At 64.4% G+C, this 14565-nt stretch carries 13 protein-coding genes; 3 read left to right on the forward strand and 10 right to left on the reverse strand.

Going from position 1 to position 14565, the window contains the following annotated elements:
• Positions 1-136: 136 nt before the first annotated feature.
• Positions 137-748, forward strand: coding sequence for a class I SAM-dependent methyltransferase (locus FQ755_RS11555; protein WP_144154163.1), 612 nt, complete (start codon positions 137-139; stop codon positions 746-748).
• 12 nt (positions 749-760) lie between these two features.
• On the opposite strand, the gene FQ755_RS11560 is transcribed toward FQ755_RS11555, so the two are convergent.
• The 4 genes from FQ755_RS11560 to FQ755_RS11575 all read right to left on the reverse strand — a co-directional run bounded on the left by FQ755_RS11560 (position 761) and on the right by FQ755_RS11575 (position 5123).
• On the reverse strand, positions 761-1714 hold the full coding sequence (locus FQ755_RS11560) for a patatin-like phospholipase family protein (RefSeq protein WP_144154165.1): 954 nt from the start codon (positions 1712-1714) through the stop codon (positions 761-763).
• Between the two features lie 9 nt (positions 1715-1723).
• A complete protein-coding gene (locus FQ755_RS11565; RefSeq protein ID WP_144154167.1) occupies positions 1724-2281 on the reverse strand; it encodes a hypothetical protein in 558 nt (185 codons plus the stop codon).
• A 530-nt stretch (positions 2282-2811) separates the two neighbouring features.
• Positions 2812-4020, reverse strand: a complete 1209-nt coding sequence (locus FQ755_RS11570; RefSeq protein WP_144154169.1) for an acyl-CoA dehydrogenase family protein — start codon at positions 4018-4020, stop codon at positions 2812-2814.
• A gap of 77 nt (positions 4021-4097) precedes the next feature.
• Positions 4098-5123, reverse strand: a complete 1026-nt coding sequence (locus FQ755_RS11575) for an ABC transporter substrate-binding protein (RefSeq protein ID WP_144154171.1) — start codon at positions 5121-5123, stop codon at positions 4098-4100.
• 320 nt (positions 5124-5443) lie between these two features.
• Here FQ755_RS11575 and FQ755_RS11580 point away from each other — a divergent pair, with 320 nt between their 5' ends.
• Positions 5444-6358, forward strand: coding sequence for a LysR family transcriptional regulator (locus FQ755_RS11580; RefSeq protein ID WP_144154173.1), 915 nt, complete (start codon positions 5444-5446; stop codon positions 6356-6358).
• A 106-nt stretch (positions 6359-6464) separates the two neighbouring features.
• On the opposite strand, the gene FQ755_RS11585 is transcribed toward FQ755_RS11580, so the two are convergent.
• From FQ755_RS11585 to FQ755_RS11600, 4 genes are all read right to left on the reverse strand, one after another.
• Complete coding sequence (locus FQ755_RS11585; protein WP_144154175.1) at positions 6465-8066, reverse strand: rhodanese-related sulfurtransferase; 1602 nt, start codon at positions 8064-8066, stop codon at positions 6465-6467.
• Positions 8063-8671: a cysteine dioxygenase gene (locus tag FQ755_RS11590; RefSeq protein ID WP_144154177.1), complete on the reverse strand. Its 609-nt coding sequence runs from the start codon at positions 8669-8671 to the stop codon at positions 8063-8065. Before FQ755_RS11590 ends, FQ755_RS11585 begins: the two co-directional genes overlap by 4 nt.
• A 285-nt stretch (positions 8672-8956) precedes the next feature.
• The gene (locus FQ755_RS11595) at positions 8957-9817 is read right to left on the reverse strand and encodes a class II aldolase/adducin family protein (protein ID WP_260858503.1); all 861 of its coding nucleotides are present in this window, start codon (positions 9815-9817) and stop codon (positions 8957-8959) included.
• 11 nt (positions 9818-9828) lie between these two features.
• Entirely contained in the window at positions 9829-10908 is a 1080-nt protein-coding gene (locus FQ755_RS11600; RefSeq protein WP_144154179.1) for an LLM class flavin-dependent oxidoreductase, read from the reverse strand.
• 264 nt (positions 10909-11172) lie between these two features.
• Between FQ755_RS11600 and FQ755_RS11605 the strand changes: the two genes are divergently transcribed.
• Positions 11173-12141, forward strand: coding sequence for an ABC transporter substrate-binding protein (locus FQ755_RS11605; protein WP_144154181.1), 969 nt, complete (start codon positions 11173-11175; stop codon positions 12139-12141).
• 105 nt (positions 12142-12246) lie between these two features.
• On the opposite strand, the gene hpnK is transcribed toward FQ755_RS11605, so the two are convergent.
• Positions 12247-13113, reverse strand: a complete 867-nt coding sequence (hpnK, locus tag FQ755_RS11610; RefSeq protein ID WP_144154183.1) for a hopanoid biosynthesis-associated protein HpnK — start codon at positions 13111-13113, stop codon at positions 12247-12249.
• Entirely contained in the window at positions 13110-14555 is a 1446-nt protein-coding gene (gene hpnJ, locus FQ755_RS11615; RefSeq protein ID WP_409937391.1) for a hopanoid biosynthesis associated radical SAM protein HpnJ, read from the reverse strand. Before hpnJ ends, hpnK begins: the two co-directional genes overlap by 4 nt.
• Positions 14556-14565: the final 10 nt, after the last annotated feature.

The raw sequence follows: 14565 nt of genomic DNA on the forward strand, positions 1-14565 counted from the left end.
TTAGCAAGTTTCGGGTCGCTTTTTCGATAGACGAGGCGGCGCGCGGCGTACTGCGTTTTGGCGTCACGACCAGGGCGAACCCCGCTACACTGCGATGGCGGTAGCACTTGCACAACCTTGACCGAGGGCCTGCCGTATGACCTCCCGCTACGATTCCGCCACGCTCGTCGCCTACACCAATGACGCCGCGCGCTACAGTCAGGAATGGCTCGACCAGCCCCCGCCCAACGACCTTTACGCGCTGCTGGAAACGCATCTGGTGCCGCAAGGGACGACGGCCGAGATCGGCTGCGGCAACGGCCGCGACGCGGCGTGGCTCGCCGGACACGGTTACAACGTGAGCGGCTTCGATGCCTCGCCAGGCCTGCTCGCCGAAGCCCGTCGTTTGCATCCGGAGATCGTGTTTCGGGAGGCGACGCTCCCCGCCCTCGCGGAGATCGACGAGCGCTTCGACAATGTCGTGTGCGAGACGGTGATCATGCATCTGCCGGTCGAATCGATTCCGCTCGCCGTCGATAACCTGCGGCGTCTGTTGCGGCCCAACGGCGTGCTGTATCTGTCGTGGCGCGTGACCGAAGGCGCGGACCAGCGCCAGGCCGACGGCCGGCTCTACACCGCGTTCGAACCGAAGCTCGTGGTGGAGGCGCTGGTCGATTGCGCGATCCTGCTGTTCGAGGACGTGACGAGCGAAAGCTCGGGCAAGCGGATCTGCCGGGTGATTGCGTCGAAGAATGCCGGCGGGATCTAGGATCCGCCCGGTTTATTCGATCCCTAGCCGCGAGCGGATTGCCGGCAGCATCTGTTCGACCGCCGCGCGCCCTTCCGCAATCGCGGGCGCCGCGCGGTGAAAATCGAAAATCCCCATGCCGCCGAGACGTGGCTGAATCAGGATGTCCGCCGGCTCGCCCGCGAGGCGGCTGCGCGTGATGCGCACCTGCATGATGTCGATGCTCTGCGCCACCGAACTCAGCATCGACGGCACGCGCGCGCTCGGCGCCGGCGCCACCCGCACATCGTTCGACACCACGTCATTGGCTGGTGCGAGCCAGCGCGGCCATGGCTTGCCGTTTTTGCGCAGCGTGCCGGGCGGCGGCGCATCGGGGTCGAGCGGCGGCGCCGCGGCGGTGATGCCGCCGAAGTCGCGCCCGTTGAGAATGTCGTTATTCAGATCCACGGCGATCACGCAGTCGGCGCGCATACCGCGCGCCACCGACACCGGCACCGGATTGCTCAGGCCGCCATCGACGAGCCAGACGCCGTTGTGCCAGACCGGCGTGAAGATGCCCGGAATCGCGATCGAGGCGCGCACGGCGTCCACCACGCTGCCGTCCTGCAACCAGGTTTCGCGGCCCGAATCGAGTTCCGTCGCCACCGCCGCGAAGGGCATCTGCAACTGGCCGATCTCGCAACCGTTAAAGCGGTTGGCAAACACCTGAATCACCTTGCGGCCGCCCAGCAGTCCCCCGGAGATGCGCAGGTCGAGCAGCCGCACCACCGTTTGCCAGGTCAGGCGCGATACCCATTCCTCGAGCCAGTCGAGATCGCCGTTCGCATAGACCGCCGCGACCAGCGCGCCGATCGAGGTGCCGCACACCACGTCGGGCTTGATGCCGGCGTCATGTAGCGCGCGAATCGCGCCGATATGCGCCCAGCCCCGCGCGGCGCCGCCGCCGAGTACGAGACCGATGCGCGAATGAGGACGTCGCCGCAGCATGTTTTCTCCCTATCGTCCGCGAATCACGTCGGAACGCGACGTGGTGTAGACCTTGTGGAATGCGTCGAAGTGCACGTTGAAGATGCCCTCTTCGGTCACGCCGCCTTCGCGCCACTTCCAGCTCCAGACGGTTTCCGGCTTGAGCGGAAACACCGCCACCTGGCCCGGTTTGCCGAGCAGCCGCCGCACCTCGTCCTCGCTCATGCCCATCTGCACCTTGGCGAAATTGGCCGCCGTCAGCACCTGAGTGATGGCCTGCAGTTTGCCGTCGCGGTCGATGTCGACCATGTAGGTGTTGAGGCCCTGCGGGCCGCGCGGATATTCGAGGCGTTTGGAGCCGTCGGTGAAATCGCGCTCGGTTTCCGGCTTGCCCATCTGACGGCGAATCTGCTCTTCGGTCGAAACGCCGGGCGTGAGGTCCTTCAGCAGCAACGCGTCCGGTTTGACGGCGTTGAACAGATCCTTGAGTTTTTGCACGGCGCGTTGGCCCTGTTGGTCGTCGCAGCCCGCCAGCGCGAGCGACACGGCCAGCACGGCGACGGTAAGCAGGCGGAAGCGGAAAGCCATCTGTCGGTCGGAAATGCGGTCTGTTTAATTACGGTTGGACGACAGGATAGCAAAACCGCCGGCGCGCACGCAGCGAGGCAGGCAGCGGGGGTCGACGGGTAACGGCATTGAGCGAAGGCACGGCATGGGCGGCTGTGTCACGCGCCGTTGGTGCCGGGAATGGAAAACAGCGGGAAATGAGACGAAAAGCGGGGACGGAAGCGGGGACGAAAAGCGGCGCCGGCAAATCACCCGTGGCGCAGTCTGGAAACCCGCCGACTTTCGATCAGGACGCGAGGATGCGTGGCGAAAGACCCGCGGGCGGACGACACGCAGCGGCCTGCTCCGAACGAAGCAATCAGCCGCCGACCGCAGCTGATCATGCGCTTTCGCCCGAAACAGACCGCTGCACACGGCCGTCTGGTCCCTCGACTATTTTGCCCAGGTGGCGATAATTTAGACGCATTGCGCGGATAAGGCGAGCCAGCGTTTACACCGAATTGGCTGAAGAATAGCCGCTCGTTCGCGGCGCGACGACGCGCGGCTAACGTTTAACGGTTTAACGCCTGGCGGTTTGCGAAGCCCGCCCGTCCCGCGCCCTGCAAGACCGAATCGTTTTGCGGCGTATGGATGCGCGCGCACAGCACGTCGCGGTAATGACGTTCGAGCGGATTGTCGCGGCTCAGGCCCGGATTGCCGCTCGCCTCGACGGCGAGCTGCACGGCTTCGATTGCCTGATTCGTCACCGTGTATTTGACGAGCGGCGCTTCGTCGAGCGCGACGCGTTCGGCGTGCGCGGTGGCGTCGAGCAACACGCGATTGCTGAACAGCAGCGCGTCGATGCGGCCGAGTGTCAGCTGGAACGACGCCAGACTCGCAAGCGGCGCGCCGAGATTGGCGGGCACACGCGACGCGGCCCAGCCCGCGAACCAGTCGCGCGCGGCACGCGCCACGCCATCGTAGACGGCCGAAAGCAGCACGCTCATCCACGCCACGCCGAGCGCGTCGAGTCCGGCGCCCGCTTCGCCGGGCAACTGGATATCCACGGCATGCGCGGCCGGCACGAAGACGTTCTCGAAGACGATTTCGTGGCTGCCAGTGGCACGCATGCCGAGATGATTCCACAACTCGCCGACCCGCACGCCGGGCGTGTCGCGCCGCACCAGCCACACGCCGACGCGCGGCGGGGTCTCGTCGCTGCGCGCCCACACCGCGAGCCACGTCAAACCGGGGCTGCCGGTCGAATACAGCTTGCGCCCGTTGATGACCCAGCCGTCGCCGCTGCGCACCGCAAGCGTAGCGGGCAAGCCGCCGCGCGCGGGCGTGCCGAGTTCCGGCTCGACCCGCAACGAGTTGATCAGCGCGCCGTCGCGCACCGCTTCCCCGGCGACCCGTTCGCGCAGATCGCGAGGCCAGCGTGCATTGCCCTGCAGGCGATGATGAAACAGATACTGCATGACGAGGACGAGCGCCGTCGACGGCTCGCCGCGCGCCACCGCGCGCACCACCTTCAAGGCCTGCGACAGGCTCGCGCCCGCGCCGCCGAGCGATGCGGGCACCGTCAGCGACAGCAGGTCGTATCCGTGCAGACGGGCCAGATTGGCGTGCGGAAATTCACCGCTGCGATCGTGCGATTCGGCGCCGGCGGCGAATTCGGCGCTGAGTTGTGCCAGCAGGGCGTCAAACGCGCTGCTATCAAGCGGTGGGTGGCGGCGTGCCGCCGGGCGGACTCGGGCGGCGTCAAAATCGGGGGCGTTCATTCGGACTCCGTGGCAATGCGCATCAAGCCATCCGGCTATTTACTCAGGAATGCGTATGGATTTAAGGACGCAGCCTGCTATGGCAAAGGAAAACTGCGATCAAAACTCGCACGCACATCGAGATGCGTCGGGATCACGCTGGCCGCTTCGTAGGTATCGGCGGTGCGCTGCTGGGCGGCCACCACGCTGTCGTCGATTGCGACCGGGTGCACCTGGCCACGCTGATACACCGTCTTCAGCACATCAGGCGGCAAGCCGGTGACGCGCGATTGCATCGCCGCGACCTCGTCTGGATGCGACAGGGCCCACTGCTGACCGAGCGCCACGCGTCGCAGGAAGTCAGCGAGAAGCGCGCGTTTGCTGGCAATCGTGCGATCGGTGGCGACCTGATAGCTCAGGCCTTCCGACAAACCGACCCCGTTCGCGAGGATGCGGTCGTGATCGCGCGATTCGCCGAGCGCGGTGTACGGGTCCCACACGGACCACGCGTCCACGCTGCCCGACGCGAGCGCGGCCTTGGCGTCGGCTGGGGCGAGAAACACCAGCGTGACCTGCGAGAGCGGAATGTTGGCTTTTTTCAGCGCCGCCAGCGCGAGGAAATGCCCGATCGAGCCGCGCGTCGTAGCGATGCGCTTGCCCTTCAGGCTCGCGACGTCGGTCAGCGGCGAATGCGCGTTGACGACGATTGCGAGGTCCACGGGATGCGAGCGGGTCGCGGCAACTGCGCGCACCTGAGCGCCCGCGGCGAGTGCAAACACGAGCGGCGCATCGCCCAGGCCGCCTACGTCCACGGCTCCTGCGTTCAGCGCCTCGCCGAGCGGCTGCGCGGCCGGAAAGTTGAACCATTCGATCTGGTACGGCAGGTTTTTAAGCTGGCCTGAGGCTTCGAGAATGCCACGCGTCTGCAAGGCCTGATCGCCGACCCGCAACACCGGAAGGTCGGCTGCGAAGGCCGTACTGGTCCGCGGCGCGGTAAGGCTCGTTGCACAGAGCACGAGCGCGGCGCTTGCGAGTGCTTTGAAAAACACGCGCCGCGCGGCGCCAGCCGCAAGCTCTTTGATCTGTTTGGCAGACCTACGGAAAACAAAACGTGTCGTCGTCATATCGTTCGTTGCGAATCAGTGAGCGCTTCTGCAAAGCCCGTCAGGATGCCTCGACGCCGCTCATGGCGCGCATGAAGCCAGAACCAGCAATGACGATACGGCACGCACTTGTATAAGACAAACGCATTATTCTGCTAAGCAAATATGCAGATCTTGCGAGGTCGCGCACGTTGCGCGGCGGCTATTGCAGGTATCATCGAACGCACGCCTACGGGCCGTTTTATTTGCTGCCTTATTTGGCACCTTACTTGAGCGCTACGTGGCGCCTTATTTGGCACCTCATTTGGCACAACCGCGGCCCTCTTACCTCATCGCTCATCATGAAGATCGACGATATCGAAGCCTACGTCGCCGTCATTCGCGCCCAGTCGCTGCAACAGGCGGCGCAGGCGCTCGGGCTCACACAACCGGCCATCACGCGCCGGCTGCAGAATTTCGAGGAAGCCCTCGGCGTGGAACTGCTCGATCGCAATACGCGTCCGTTGCGAGCCACGGCGACGGGGCGCGTCGTCTATGAGCAGTGCCGCGTGATCCAGCGCGAGATCGGCGTGCTACGCGAGTTGGTCGCGAACGACACGCCGCCCGTCGGCGCGCTGCGTCTCGGCGTCGCGCAGACAATCGCCGACATCGCCCTCGCCGACGCAATGCGCGAGTTGCGCGCCGCCTATCCCGACCTGCAGCCGAGCGCGTCGAGCGGCTGGGGCAGCCAGTTGCTGCAACGGGTCGAAGCGGGCGAACTCGATGCCGCCGCCATCCTGCTGCCGGCCAACAAGAGCTTCGCCGAATCGCTTGCCGCGCGCTCGCTGGGACGCGTCAAGCTCGCGGTGGTCGCGCCCAAAGGCGTGCTGAAAAAGCGCGTGCATGCGCTGGCGGAATGCCAGTCGATTGGCTGGGTGCTCAATCCCGATGGCTGTGGCTTTCGTGAGGGCCTGCAGCGCGCACTAACCGGCCAGGGTCTCGCATTGAAACTGAATCTGGAGACGCTCGGCACGGAATTGCAACTGCAGCTCGTCGCCGATGGCAACGGGCTCGGTCTGGTGCCACTACCCTTGCTGCAAGCGAGCCGTCACGAGGCCAAACTGGACGTGCTCACGCTCAGCGATTTCAAACCGCTGACCGATATCTGGCTCGTGCATCCGCGCGTGCTCGGCAAATTGCAACAGCCGGTGGAACGCTTCGGGGCGGCGGTGGAACAGCAATTCAAGGCAGTGCAACTGCAGCAGCACGCGGCGTAAATGCCAAATGCAAAGGGCGCAGCCACCGCGTTCGCGGCTGCGCCCTTCTCACTTCACCTCTACATAAACGCGTTGCTGGCTCACCCGCGACGCCGCGCCGTGCCCCTTAGATCACATGAAACCCATGGGTTCCGTCACGCGCCAGCTGCGCGACGAGTCCGTATTCCCAGTCGAGATATGCCTGCATCGCTTCATGGGCGTTATCCATGCCCTCATAAGGACGGCGGTAACGATCGATGCGCGGCGAAGCGAGATGCGTCTCGCCGCTCTCGACAGGCAGCCCGGCCGCAATCCATGCCGTCGTGCCGCCCGTCAGCACCTGCACCGGCTTGCCGGTCAACGCGGCCAGATCCGGCGCCGCGAAACGCGCAAGGGCGCTCGTCCAGCAGGTCACGACATACCGCTCGGCATCCGGCAGGCTGGGCAATGCGTCGGCCAGTTGACCGCGCAACGCCCACCATGCCCCGGGAATATGCTGCTTGACGTAGTTGGCGCTCGCCGTGAAATCCAGCACGACGGTGCCGGGCGCTTGCAACAAGCTAGCCAGCGCCGCCGCCGAAATTTCTTCGACAGCTGGCGGCGGCACCGCGTTTCGCACCACCGGCACGGCGCCCTCTTCCGTGAAATCCGCAGGCGTCAGGCCGTCGATCACGTACACCTCGACGTTCATCTGCGCGAGCCACGAAGCCGTCATGTTGGCACGCACGCCGTCGCTATCCGCGAGAATCACGCGGGCGCCGCGCACCGGCGCGAATATATCGGTCTCCTGAACAAGCTGACCGCCTGGCGCGCTGCGAAACCCCGGCACGTGGCTCGCCTGATATTCCTGCGGCGTGCGCACGTCGAAACGGTAGATGGTGCGCACCGCTTCCTCAGCCCAGCGGCGCGCTTCGTCACGCGAGGTACGGCCCACTTCCGCGCGATCGGCTACTGCGCGCGCCGATGCCGCCGCGGTGGCGCGCACTGCGTGGTCGGCGACCGGATCGAAACGTTTCGCACTGCCATGCGCCAGCGACTGCCCTGCCAGCGTCCAGCCGATCGTGCCGTTACGTAACGCGGCGACGGGATTCGGCACACCCGCATTGATCAACGATTGCGCGCCGATGATGCTGCGCGTGCGCCCCGCGCAATTGACGACGATCTGCGTCGCCGGATCCGGCGCCAGTTGCCGCGCCCGCAACACCAGTTCCGCGCCCGGCACGCTGACGCTGCCGGGGATGTTCATGGTCTGATATTCGTCGAAGCGGCGCGCGTCGAGCACCACCACGTTCGCTTCGGCGTCGAGCAAGGCCTGCACTTGCGGCGCTTCGAGCGAAGGGGTGTGCCGCTCGCTTTCCACCAGTTCGCCGAACGCCTTGCTCGGCGCGTTGACGTCCTGAAACAGTTCGCCACCGGCCTCGGCCCAGCCGCGCAAGCCGCCGGCGAGCAGCGAGACATCGGTATAGCCCAGTTCGACGAAGCGGTTTGCCGCACGCACGGCGAGCCCTTCGCCGTCGTCGAACACAACAATCGGGACGCTGCGGCGCGGCAGGCGCGTCGGCGCTTCAAGTTCAAGTTTCGATAACGGCAGATTCGCCGCGAACAACGGATGGCTGCGCGCGTGCGGGTCTTCCTCGCGCACGTCGAGCAGCGCGATTTCGCGGCGCTCGAGCAGTGCGCGGCGCACGTCTTCGAATGAACGGGTACGGAATTCAGTTGCAACGGTCATGAGATGGCAATCTCCTTCGATACATTCCAGATATTCGGCAACACGTCGTTCGAGTACCCGGAGATAAATCCCTTGCGGCCGCCGTGCTCGGCATAAACCGAGCGCGACACCGCGCCGATATTTGCACCATAAACGTGAATGCTGATCGACACGCGGTCTTCGTAAGCATTGCTGACACGATGGATGTCGCCAATGCGCGGCGATACGGCATCGACGGCACCGGTTTCGAGCCGCCTCGCAGTATGTGAAGCAATCAACGTGCCTCGTGCATCCAGCTCATAGGGCTGGGCGATTTCCGCGCCGCGTAGCACGCCGATCAGGCCCCAGACGGTGTGGTCGTGCACCGGCGTGGCCTGCCCGGGGCCCCAAACGAAACTCACGACGGAAAAGCGCTGACGCGAGTCGACGTGCAGCAGGTATTGCTGATAGCGCGTGGGGTCGGGGCGTGCGTAAGCGTCGGGCAACCAGTCGTCGTGTGCGATCAGGTCGGATAGATGCGCGCCGCCCTTTTGAAGCAGATCGGCTTCGGGGGCCGCATCATCGAGCAGGGTGGCGATTTGCCCGATGAAGGTGCGCAAGCGGTCCGGCCGCGAGATTTGGCTCATGGTGTGATTGAGGAGTCGGAAGTCGAGGGACGCGGCGCAGCGTGCGCGCCGCCATGGCGCCTGGCCAGGTCAAGGGATCCACGCCGGAATTTTGATTACCGGCGGTCCGGCGTATGACGCGACGCGTGCGGCGCAAGGCCCGCAATGCGCAGCGTGGCGGCTTGGGCGGCACACCCTACGGCAGCCGCCAGCGGGTTTATCTGTTCAGGTCCATGCCCCACGCACGTATGCTGCAGCGTCGGCACGAAGGCCGCATGAAGAAAACTGCCGCCGCTCGCGGGGGGCTCAGTCGAAAACATCCGGCTCCGCTTCGACCAGCCCTTCCATCAGGCTTTGAAACGCAAACAATGCGCCGCCGGCACGTCCCACCTGCTCGTGGGTAAGCGAGGCAATCTCATGAGGAATGGATTGCGGCTTACCCGCCGCTTCCGCGAGCAATTGCGCGTGACACGCGTTGTCCAGCGCGATGTACCACCACGCCGCCGCTTCGACGGTCGGACCCGCCGTGAGAATGCCGTGATTCTTCAGGATCACGGCCTTGTTATTGCCCAACGCCGCGGCAATGCGCGCGCCCTCGTCAGTGTCGAGCACGACGCCGCGAAAATCGTCGAACAAGCTGTGGTCCTGATAGAACGCGCACGAATCCTGGGTCAGCGGGTCAAGCGTGCGACCGAGCGTCGACCATGCCTTGCCGTACAGCGAATGCGTGTGCGCGGCGGCCACCACGTCCGGCCGCGCTTCGTGAATCGCGGCATGGATGGCGAAAGCCGCCTGATTCACGGGTCCGTCGCCCACCACGATCTCGCCTTGCGCATTCACCAGCAGCAGATCGGAAATGCGAATGCGGCCGAAATGCTTGCCGAACGGGTTGACCCAAAAGTGGTCGGGCCACTCCGGATCGCGTGCCGTGATGTGGCCCGCGAGCCCCTGATCGAAGCCGTAGCGCGCGAACAGGCGAAACGCGACGGCCAGACGCTCCTGCCGGTAGCGGCGTTCGTCAGCGACGCTCGCACGCGGCGGGACTTCGTCGAACCAGTATTTGCGCAGCGGCACATGCCGTTGCACGGGCGCTTGCAGCGGCGAGGGTTGCGTCTGCGAGGTCAAAGCATCCGCGGGATGGGCGAGCGTCAGGGATAAATCCGTCATCATCACTCCGTTCAGGCTGCCGCGCGCGCGCCGAGCGCGATGCGTTCGCGTGTCGCGGGAATCAGGGCGCGGCCATAGTCGATCGCATCTTCGAGCGGATCGAAACCGCGAATCAGGAAAGTGCTTACGCCCAGAGCATAGTACTCAGCGAGCGTATCCGCCACCTGGTCCGGTGTGCCCACCAGCGCGGTCGAATTCGAGCGGCCGCCGATTTCCTTCGCAATCGCGGTCCACAACCGCTCATCCGCGCGATCCGCCGTACCGGCCGCCGCCAGCAAGCGGCGCGCGCCTTCGCTCTGCGCCGGTCCGCCGACGCCGAGCCCCTGGGCGGCGCGCAAGCGCTTCGTCTCTTCGAGAATATGCTCGGCGCGTTCCCACGCCGCGGCCTCCGTGTCGGCCAGAATCGGCCGGAACGACACCGAGAATCGCACCGTGCGGCCATGTCTGGCGGCTTCGGCGCGCACCCGCGTCACCTGCTCGCGCACCTGGGCCTTCGATTCGCCCCATAGCGCGTAGACATCCGCGTGACGGCCGGCAATTTCGAGCGCGGGCGCCGACGCCCCGCCGAAATACACCGGAATATGCGGCTGCTGCACCGGCTTTACTTCCGAGAAACCGCGTTCGAAGCGATAGTATTTACCCTCATGATCGAACGGCGTGTCCGAGGTCCAGATGCGACGCAGGATCGACACGTACTCGTCGGTGCGGGCGTAGCGCTCGTCGTGCGACAGGTAATCGCCATCGCGGCGCTGCTCGGCGTCGTCACCGCCGGAAATGATGTGCACGGCGAGCCGGCCGCCCGAGTAGTGATCGAGCGTGGCCAACTGACGCGCGGCCAGCGTCGGCGCGACGAACCCCGGCCGGTGCGCGAGCATGAAATGCACGCGCTGCGTGACGCTGGCCGCGTGCGCGACAGTCAACAGCGCGTCCGGACTCGTGGAATGATGCGGCACGAGCACGCGGTCGAAACCCGCATCCTCGTGAGCGCGCGCAAACTGCTCCACATAACCGATATCGATTGCCGGACCTTGCGGCGCGTGCGTTTCCGAGACCTTGCGGGTCTGGATCATGCCGATGAATTCGACTGCCACGATGTGTCTCCCAGATGATCGACAGAACGCCGGTGGGCACAGGGCACGATCCGGCGGCGACACCCATGACGGGGCGTCAGGCGAGCATCAAAGGTAGCACTGCAACATGCGTTCGTTAAATATTGATAGTCGATAAAGATATCGTAATTGCATGTTTGTGACGGGCGGGGGCGATTGCTAATCTCGCTTCGCTGCGGCGCGTTGCCGGTTAAGACAACGCCGCGGTGTTCTCGTCGATCCTCCCTTCTCGTGGAACCATGCCCGATGACTGCCTTTCGCCCCGACCGCCGCCGGATTTTGCGGACCCTCGCCGCGTGCAGTGTGGCGCCCGCCGCTGCATGGCTGGGCGCGGAGAACGCGCATGCGGCTGCCCCGGAACTGGTGTTTGGAGATCAGGCAGGCGGTTTGCGCGCACTGGCTGAAGCGGCCCATGCACTCGACGGTGCGCCCTATCCGTTTCGCTGGGCTAACTTTCAGGGAGCAGCGCCGCTGTTCGAAGCGCAGCGCGCCAATGCCGTGGACCTCGCGCCGGCTGGCGATTTGCCCGTGCTGGCTGCGGCGATCGGCGATCCGTCCTTGAAAATCGTCGCGACGCGGGTGGGGACGGCTAGCTCACTCGGCATTGTCGTGCAGGCGGATTCGCCGTTGCGGCATGTTGCGGATCTGAAGGGTAAGACGGTGGTGGTTTCGTCAGCACGTGGAAGTATTTCGCAGTACCAACTGTATGGCGCGCTCGCCGAGGCGGGACTCAAGCCTGATGATGTGAATGTACGGTTCGTGCTGCCCGTCGATGCGTTTGCCGCTTTCGAGTCGCGGCAGCTCGATGTGTGGGCAACGTTTGATCCTTATTACGGCGCGGCGGTGCAACGTGGCGCCCGGGTCTTGCGTGACGGCACGGGTATCAATACCGGGCTGGCGTTCATCACTGCGTCCGGCGCGGCTGCGGCGGATCAGGCCAAACGGCCGGCGCTGAGTGATGCCTTGCAACGGTTTCAGCGTGCCGGAGCGTGGGGAGCGGAGCATCCCGAGGCTTATGCACAGGTCTATGCCGGCTTGACCCGGCTGCCTATTGAGGCGGCTCGGGTTATTACCGTCAGGTCTGCGCTTAAGCAACGGCCGGTGAGTGATGCTGATATTGCCGCTTTGCAGCGGGTTGCCGACCATGCTTTTGAGCAAAGGATGTTGCCGGCTCGGGTGGATGTGCGGGGTGTTAGTTTGCAGGGCGTGGGATAGAGGCCGCCGGCAGACAAGATATTTATGGGGTTAGACGAGACGCCACGGCATGAAGTCAAACTGAAGCCTTTCGCGTTGGCAAAATTCGACGTCATTGCAGCCGCTTCATGACGACTGCACGCGCCGCTCATGCGTCATGTGAAATACATCGGCAAAGCCGCCGCGCGTGGCGCCCGCCGCTTCGATCGCCGCTTGCACGCGCGGCGACAGCAGCGCGGCCAGTTCGTCCGCGTGACGGTAATCGCGCATGCCTCGCGTCAATGCACCTTCGCCTTCCACGGCCGGGTGGCAGTAGATTTCGCCCACGCCGTCGGGCAAGCGCGCCAACCTATCGAGCAGCACGCCTTCGGTCATCCGTCCAGTATCGGCAATACCGATCACGTAGTCGTTGTGCGCAATGCCCTCCCGATCGAGGCGGTCGCGCACGAGGCCGATCCATGGTTTCAACCAGAACGGCTCGCGTGATTCGCAAGGCAGACGCATTGCGCGCATGCCGTAATCGCGGCCAATTTCGATAATCATGCCAAGCACCGTGGGATGCAGATGAAAATGCTTATGGGTGTTCACGTGATCGAGCGCCAGCCCGGTTTTCGAAAATGCTTCGAACTGCGCACGAATTTCCAGAGCCAGCTGTTTGCGAACCTGCGGCAGAAAGAAAAACCGCACACCGTCGCGCACCATGTTGTCGCCGAATCGTCCATGCGCGTCGAGCAGTGCCGGAATCGCCTCGCGCGGCAGGAGCGCCGCGCCATCGGCTAACACCAGATGCAGGCCCACGCGCAGGTCCGGCAGCCGGCGCGCACGCGCCACGGCATCGCGCGCGGCAGGCGCGGCGACCATCAGGCTCGCCGCCGTGAGCACGCCATGCAGATGGGCGCGCTCGACGGCCTCGTTGACCCGCTCGTGCAAGCCGAAATCGTCCGCCGTGATGATCAACGTCCGCTGCGAAAGCGGAGCCTCGCGCCGCATCATGCTTCGTGAGCGCGCAGGAACCGGAAGAACTCGACGCCTTCGCGCAGGCGCCGCTTCATCATGTCCCAGCTCATCAGCATCTCGCGCACAATCTCCCAGATTTTCGAGGGCCGGAAATAGAAGCGCTTATAAAAACGCTCCACATGGTGATAAATCTCTTCGCGCGAAAGATGCGGATAACCGATGGCAGCAAGCTGCACGCCTTCCTTGCTGACGAGATTGATGACCTTGTTCTCTTCCATCCAGCCGTTTTCCACCGCCTGCCGGTAAAGCGTCGTACCCGGATACGGCGCGGCGAGCGACACCTGGATCGTGTGCGGATTGATCTCTCTGGCGTACTCGATGGTCTTTTCGATCGTCTCCTGGGTCTCGCCCGGCAGCCCCAGAATGAAGGTGCCGTGAATCTTGATGTCGAGCTTGCGGCAGTCTTCGCTGAAACGCCGCGCGATATCCGTGCGCAGCCCTTTCTTGATGTTCAGCAGGATCTGGTCGTCGCCCGACTCATAGCCCACCAGCAGCAGACGCAGGCCGTTTTCCTTCATGATCTTCAGCGTCGCGTAAGGCACGTTCGCTTTCGCATTGCAGGACCACGTCACGCCGAGTTTGCCGAGGCCGCGGGCGATCTCTTCGACGCGCGGTTTAAAGTCGGTGAAGGTGTCGTCGTCGAACATGATCTCCCTGACTTCGGGCATGTTGTCGCGAATCCACTTCACTTCTTCCAGTACGTTTTCCACCGAGCGGGTGCGGTAGCGGTGACCGCCCACCGTCTGCGGCCACAGACAGAACGTGCACTTCGAGCGGCAACCGCGGCCCGTGTAGATCGAGACATACGGATGCTTCAGATAGCCGATAAAGTAATTGCCGATCTTCAGGTCACGCTTATAGACCGGCGCGACGAACGGCAGTTCGTCCATGTCTTCGAGAATCGGACGTGCCTCGTTGTGTTCGATCGAGCCATCCGCCGCGCGATAACTCAGGCCCTGGATCTGCGCGAGCGGTTTGCCTGCCGCGACTTCCTGGCAGGTGAAATCGAATTCCTCGCGGCAGACGAAATCGATTGCGTCGCTCGCCGTAAGCGAATTGTGCGGATCGACGGCCACCTTGGCGCCCACCATGCCGATCATGACCGACGGCTTGCGCGCCTTCAGGTCCTGCGCAAACATCGCATCCGTGGGAAACGACGGCGTGCTGGTATGAATGATCACCAGCTCATACTGCTGCGCGATTTCAAGCGCCGCGTCCACCGACAAACCATCCGCCGGCGCATCGAGCACGCGGCTCCCGGGCACCAGCGCCGCCGGTTGCGCGAGCCAGGTGGGATACCAGAAGGAGCGGATCTCGCGCTTCGCCTGGTAGCGCGAACCCGCGCCGCCATCGAAACCGTCATACGATGGAGCCTGCAGAAATAAGGTTTTCATGTGTGTTGCTCCGGCTATTTTCATTAATTCTAAA

Origin of the sequence: Paraburkholderia sp. BCC1885 (assembly GCF_900996235.1) — a bacterium.
Classification (GTDB): Bacteria; Pseudomonadota; Gammaproteobacteria; order Burkholderiales; family Burkholderiaceae; genus Paraburkholderia.

What these genes read in the sequence shown, in the direction of transcription:
- FQ755_RS11555 (WP_144154163.1), top strand. Translation starts at nt 137, where the DNA reads ATGACCTCCCGCTACGATTCCGCCACGCTCGTCGCCTACACCAATGAC.
- FQ755_RS11560 (WP_144154165.1), bottom strand. Translation starts at nt 1,714, where the DNA reads ATGCTGCGGCGACGTCCTCATTCGCGCATCGGTCTCGTACTCGGCGGC.
- FQ755_RS11565 (WP_144154167.1), bottom strand. Translation starts at nt 2,281, where the DNA reads ATGGCTTTCCGCTTCCGCCTGCTTACCGTCGCCGTGCTGGCCGTGTCG.
- FQ755_RS11570 (WP_144154169.1), bottom strand. Translation starts at nt 4,020, where the DNA reads ATGAACGCCCCCGATTTTGACGCCGCCCGAGTCCGCCCGGCGGCACGC.
- FQ755_RS11575 (WP_144154171.1), bottom strand. Translation starts at nt 5,123, where the DNA reads ATGACGACGACACGTTTTGTTTTCCGTAGGTCTGCCAAACAGATCAAA.
- FQ755_RS11580 (WP_144154173.1), top strand. Translation starts at nt 5,444, where the DNA reads ATGAAGATCGACGATATCGAAGCCTACGTCGCCGTCATTCGCGCCCAG.
- FQ755_RS11585 (WP_144154175.1), bottom strand. Translation starts at nt 8,066, where the DNA reads ATGACCGTTGCAACTGAATTCCGTACCCGTTCATTCGAAGACGTGCGC.
- FQ755_RS11590 (WP_144154177.1), bottom strand. Translation starts at nt 8,671, where the DNA reads ATGAGCCAAATCTCGCGGCCGGACCGCTTGCGCACCTTCATCGGGCAA.
- FQ755_RS11595 (WP_260858503.1), bottom strand. Translation starts at nt 9,817, where the DNA reads ATGACGGATTTATCCCTGACGCTCGCCCATCCCGCGGATGCTTTGACC.
- FQ755_RS11605 (WP_144154181.1), top strand. Translation starts at nt 11,173, where the DNA reads ATGACTGCCTTTCGCCCCGACCGCCGCCGGATTTTGCGGACCCTCGCC.
- hpnK (WP_144154183.1), bottom strand. Translation starts at nt 13,113, where the DNA reads ATGATGCGGCGCGAGGCTCCGCTTTCGCAGCGGACGTTGATCATCACG.
- hpnJ (WP_409937391.1), bottom strand. Translation starts at nt 14,555, where the DNA reads ATGAAAATAGCCGGAGCAACACACATGAAAACCTTATTTCTGCAGGCT.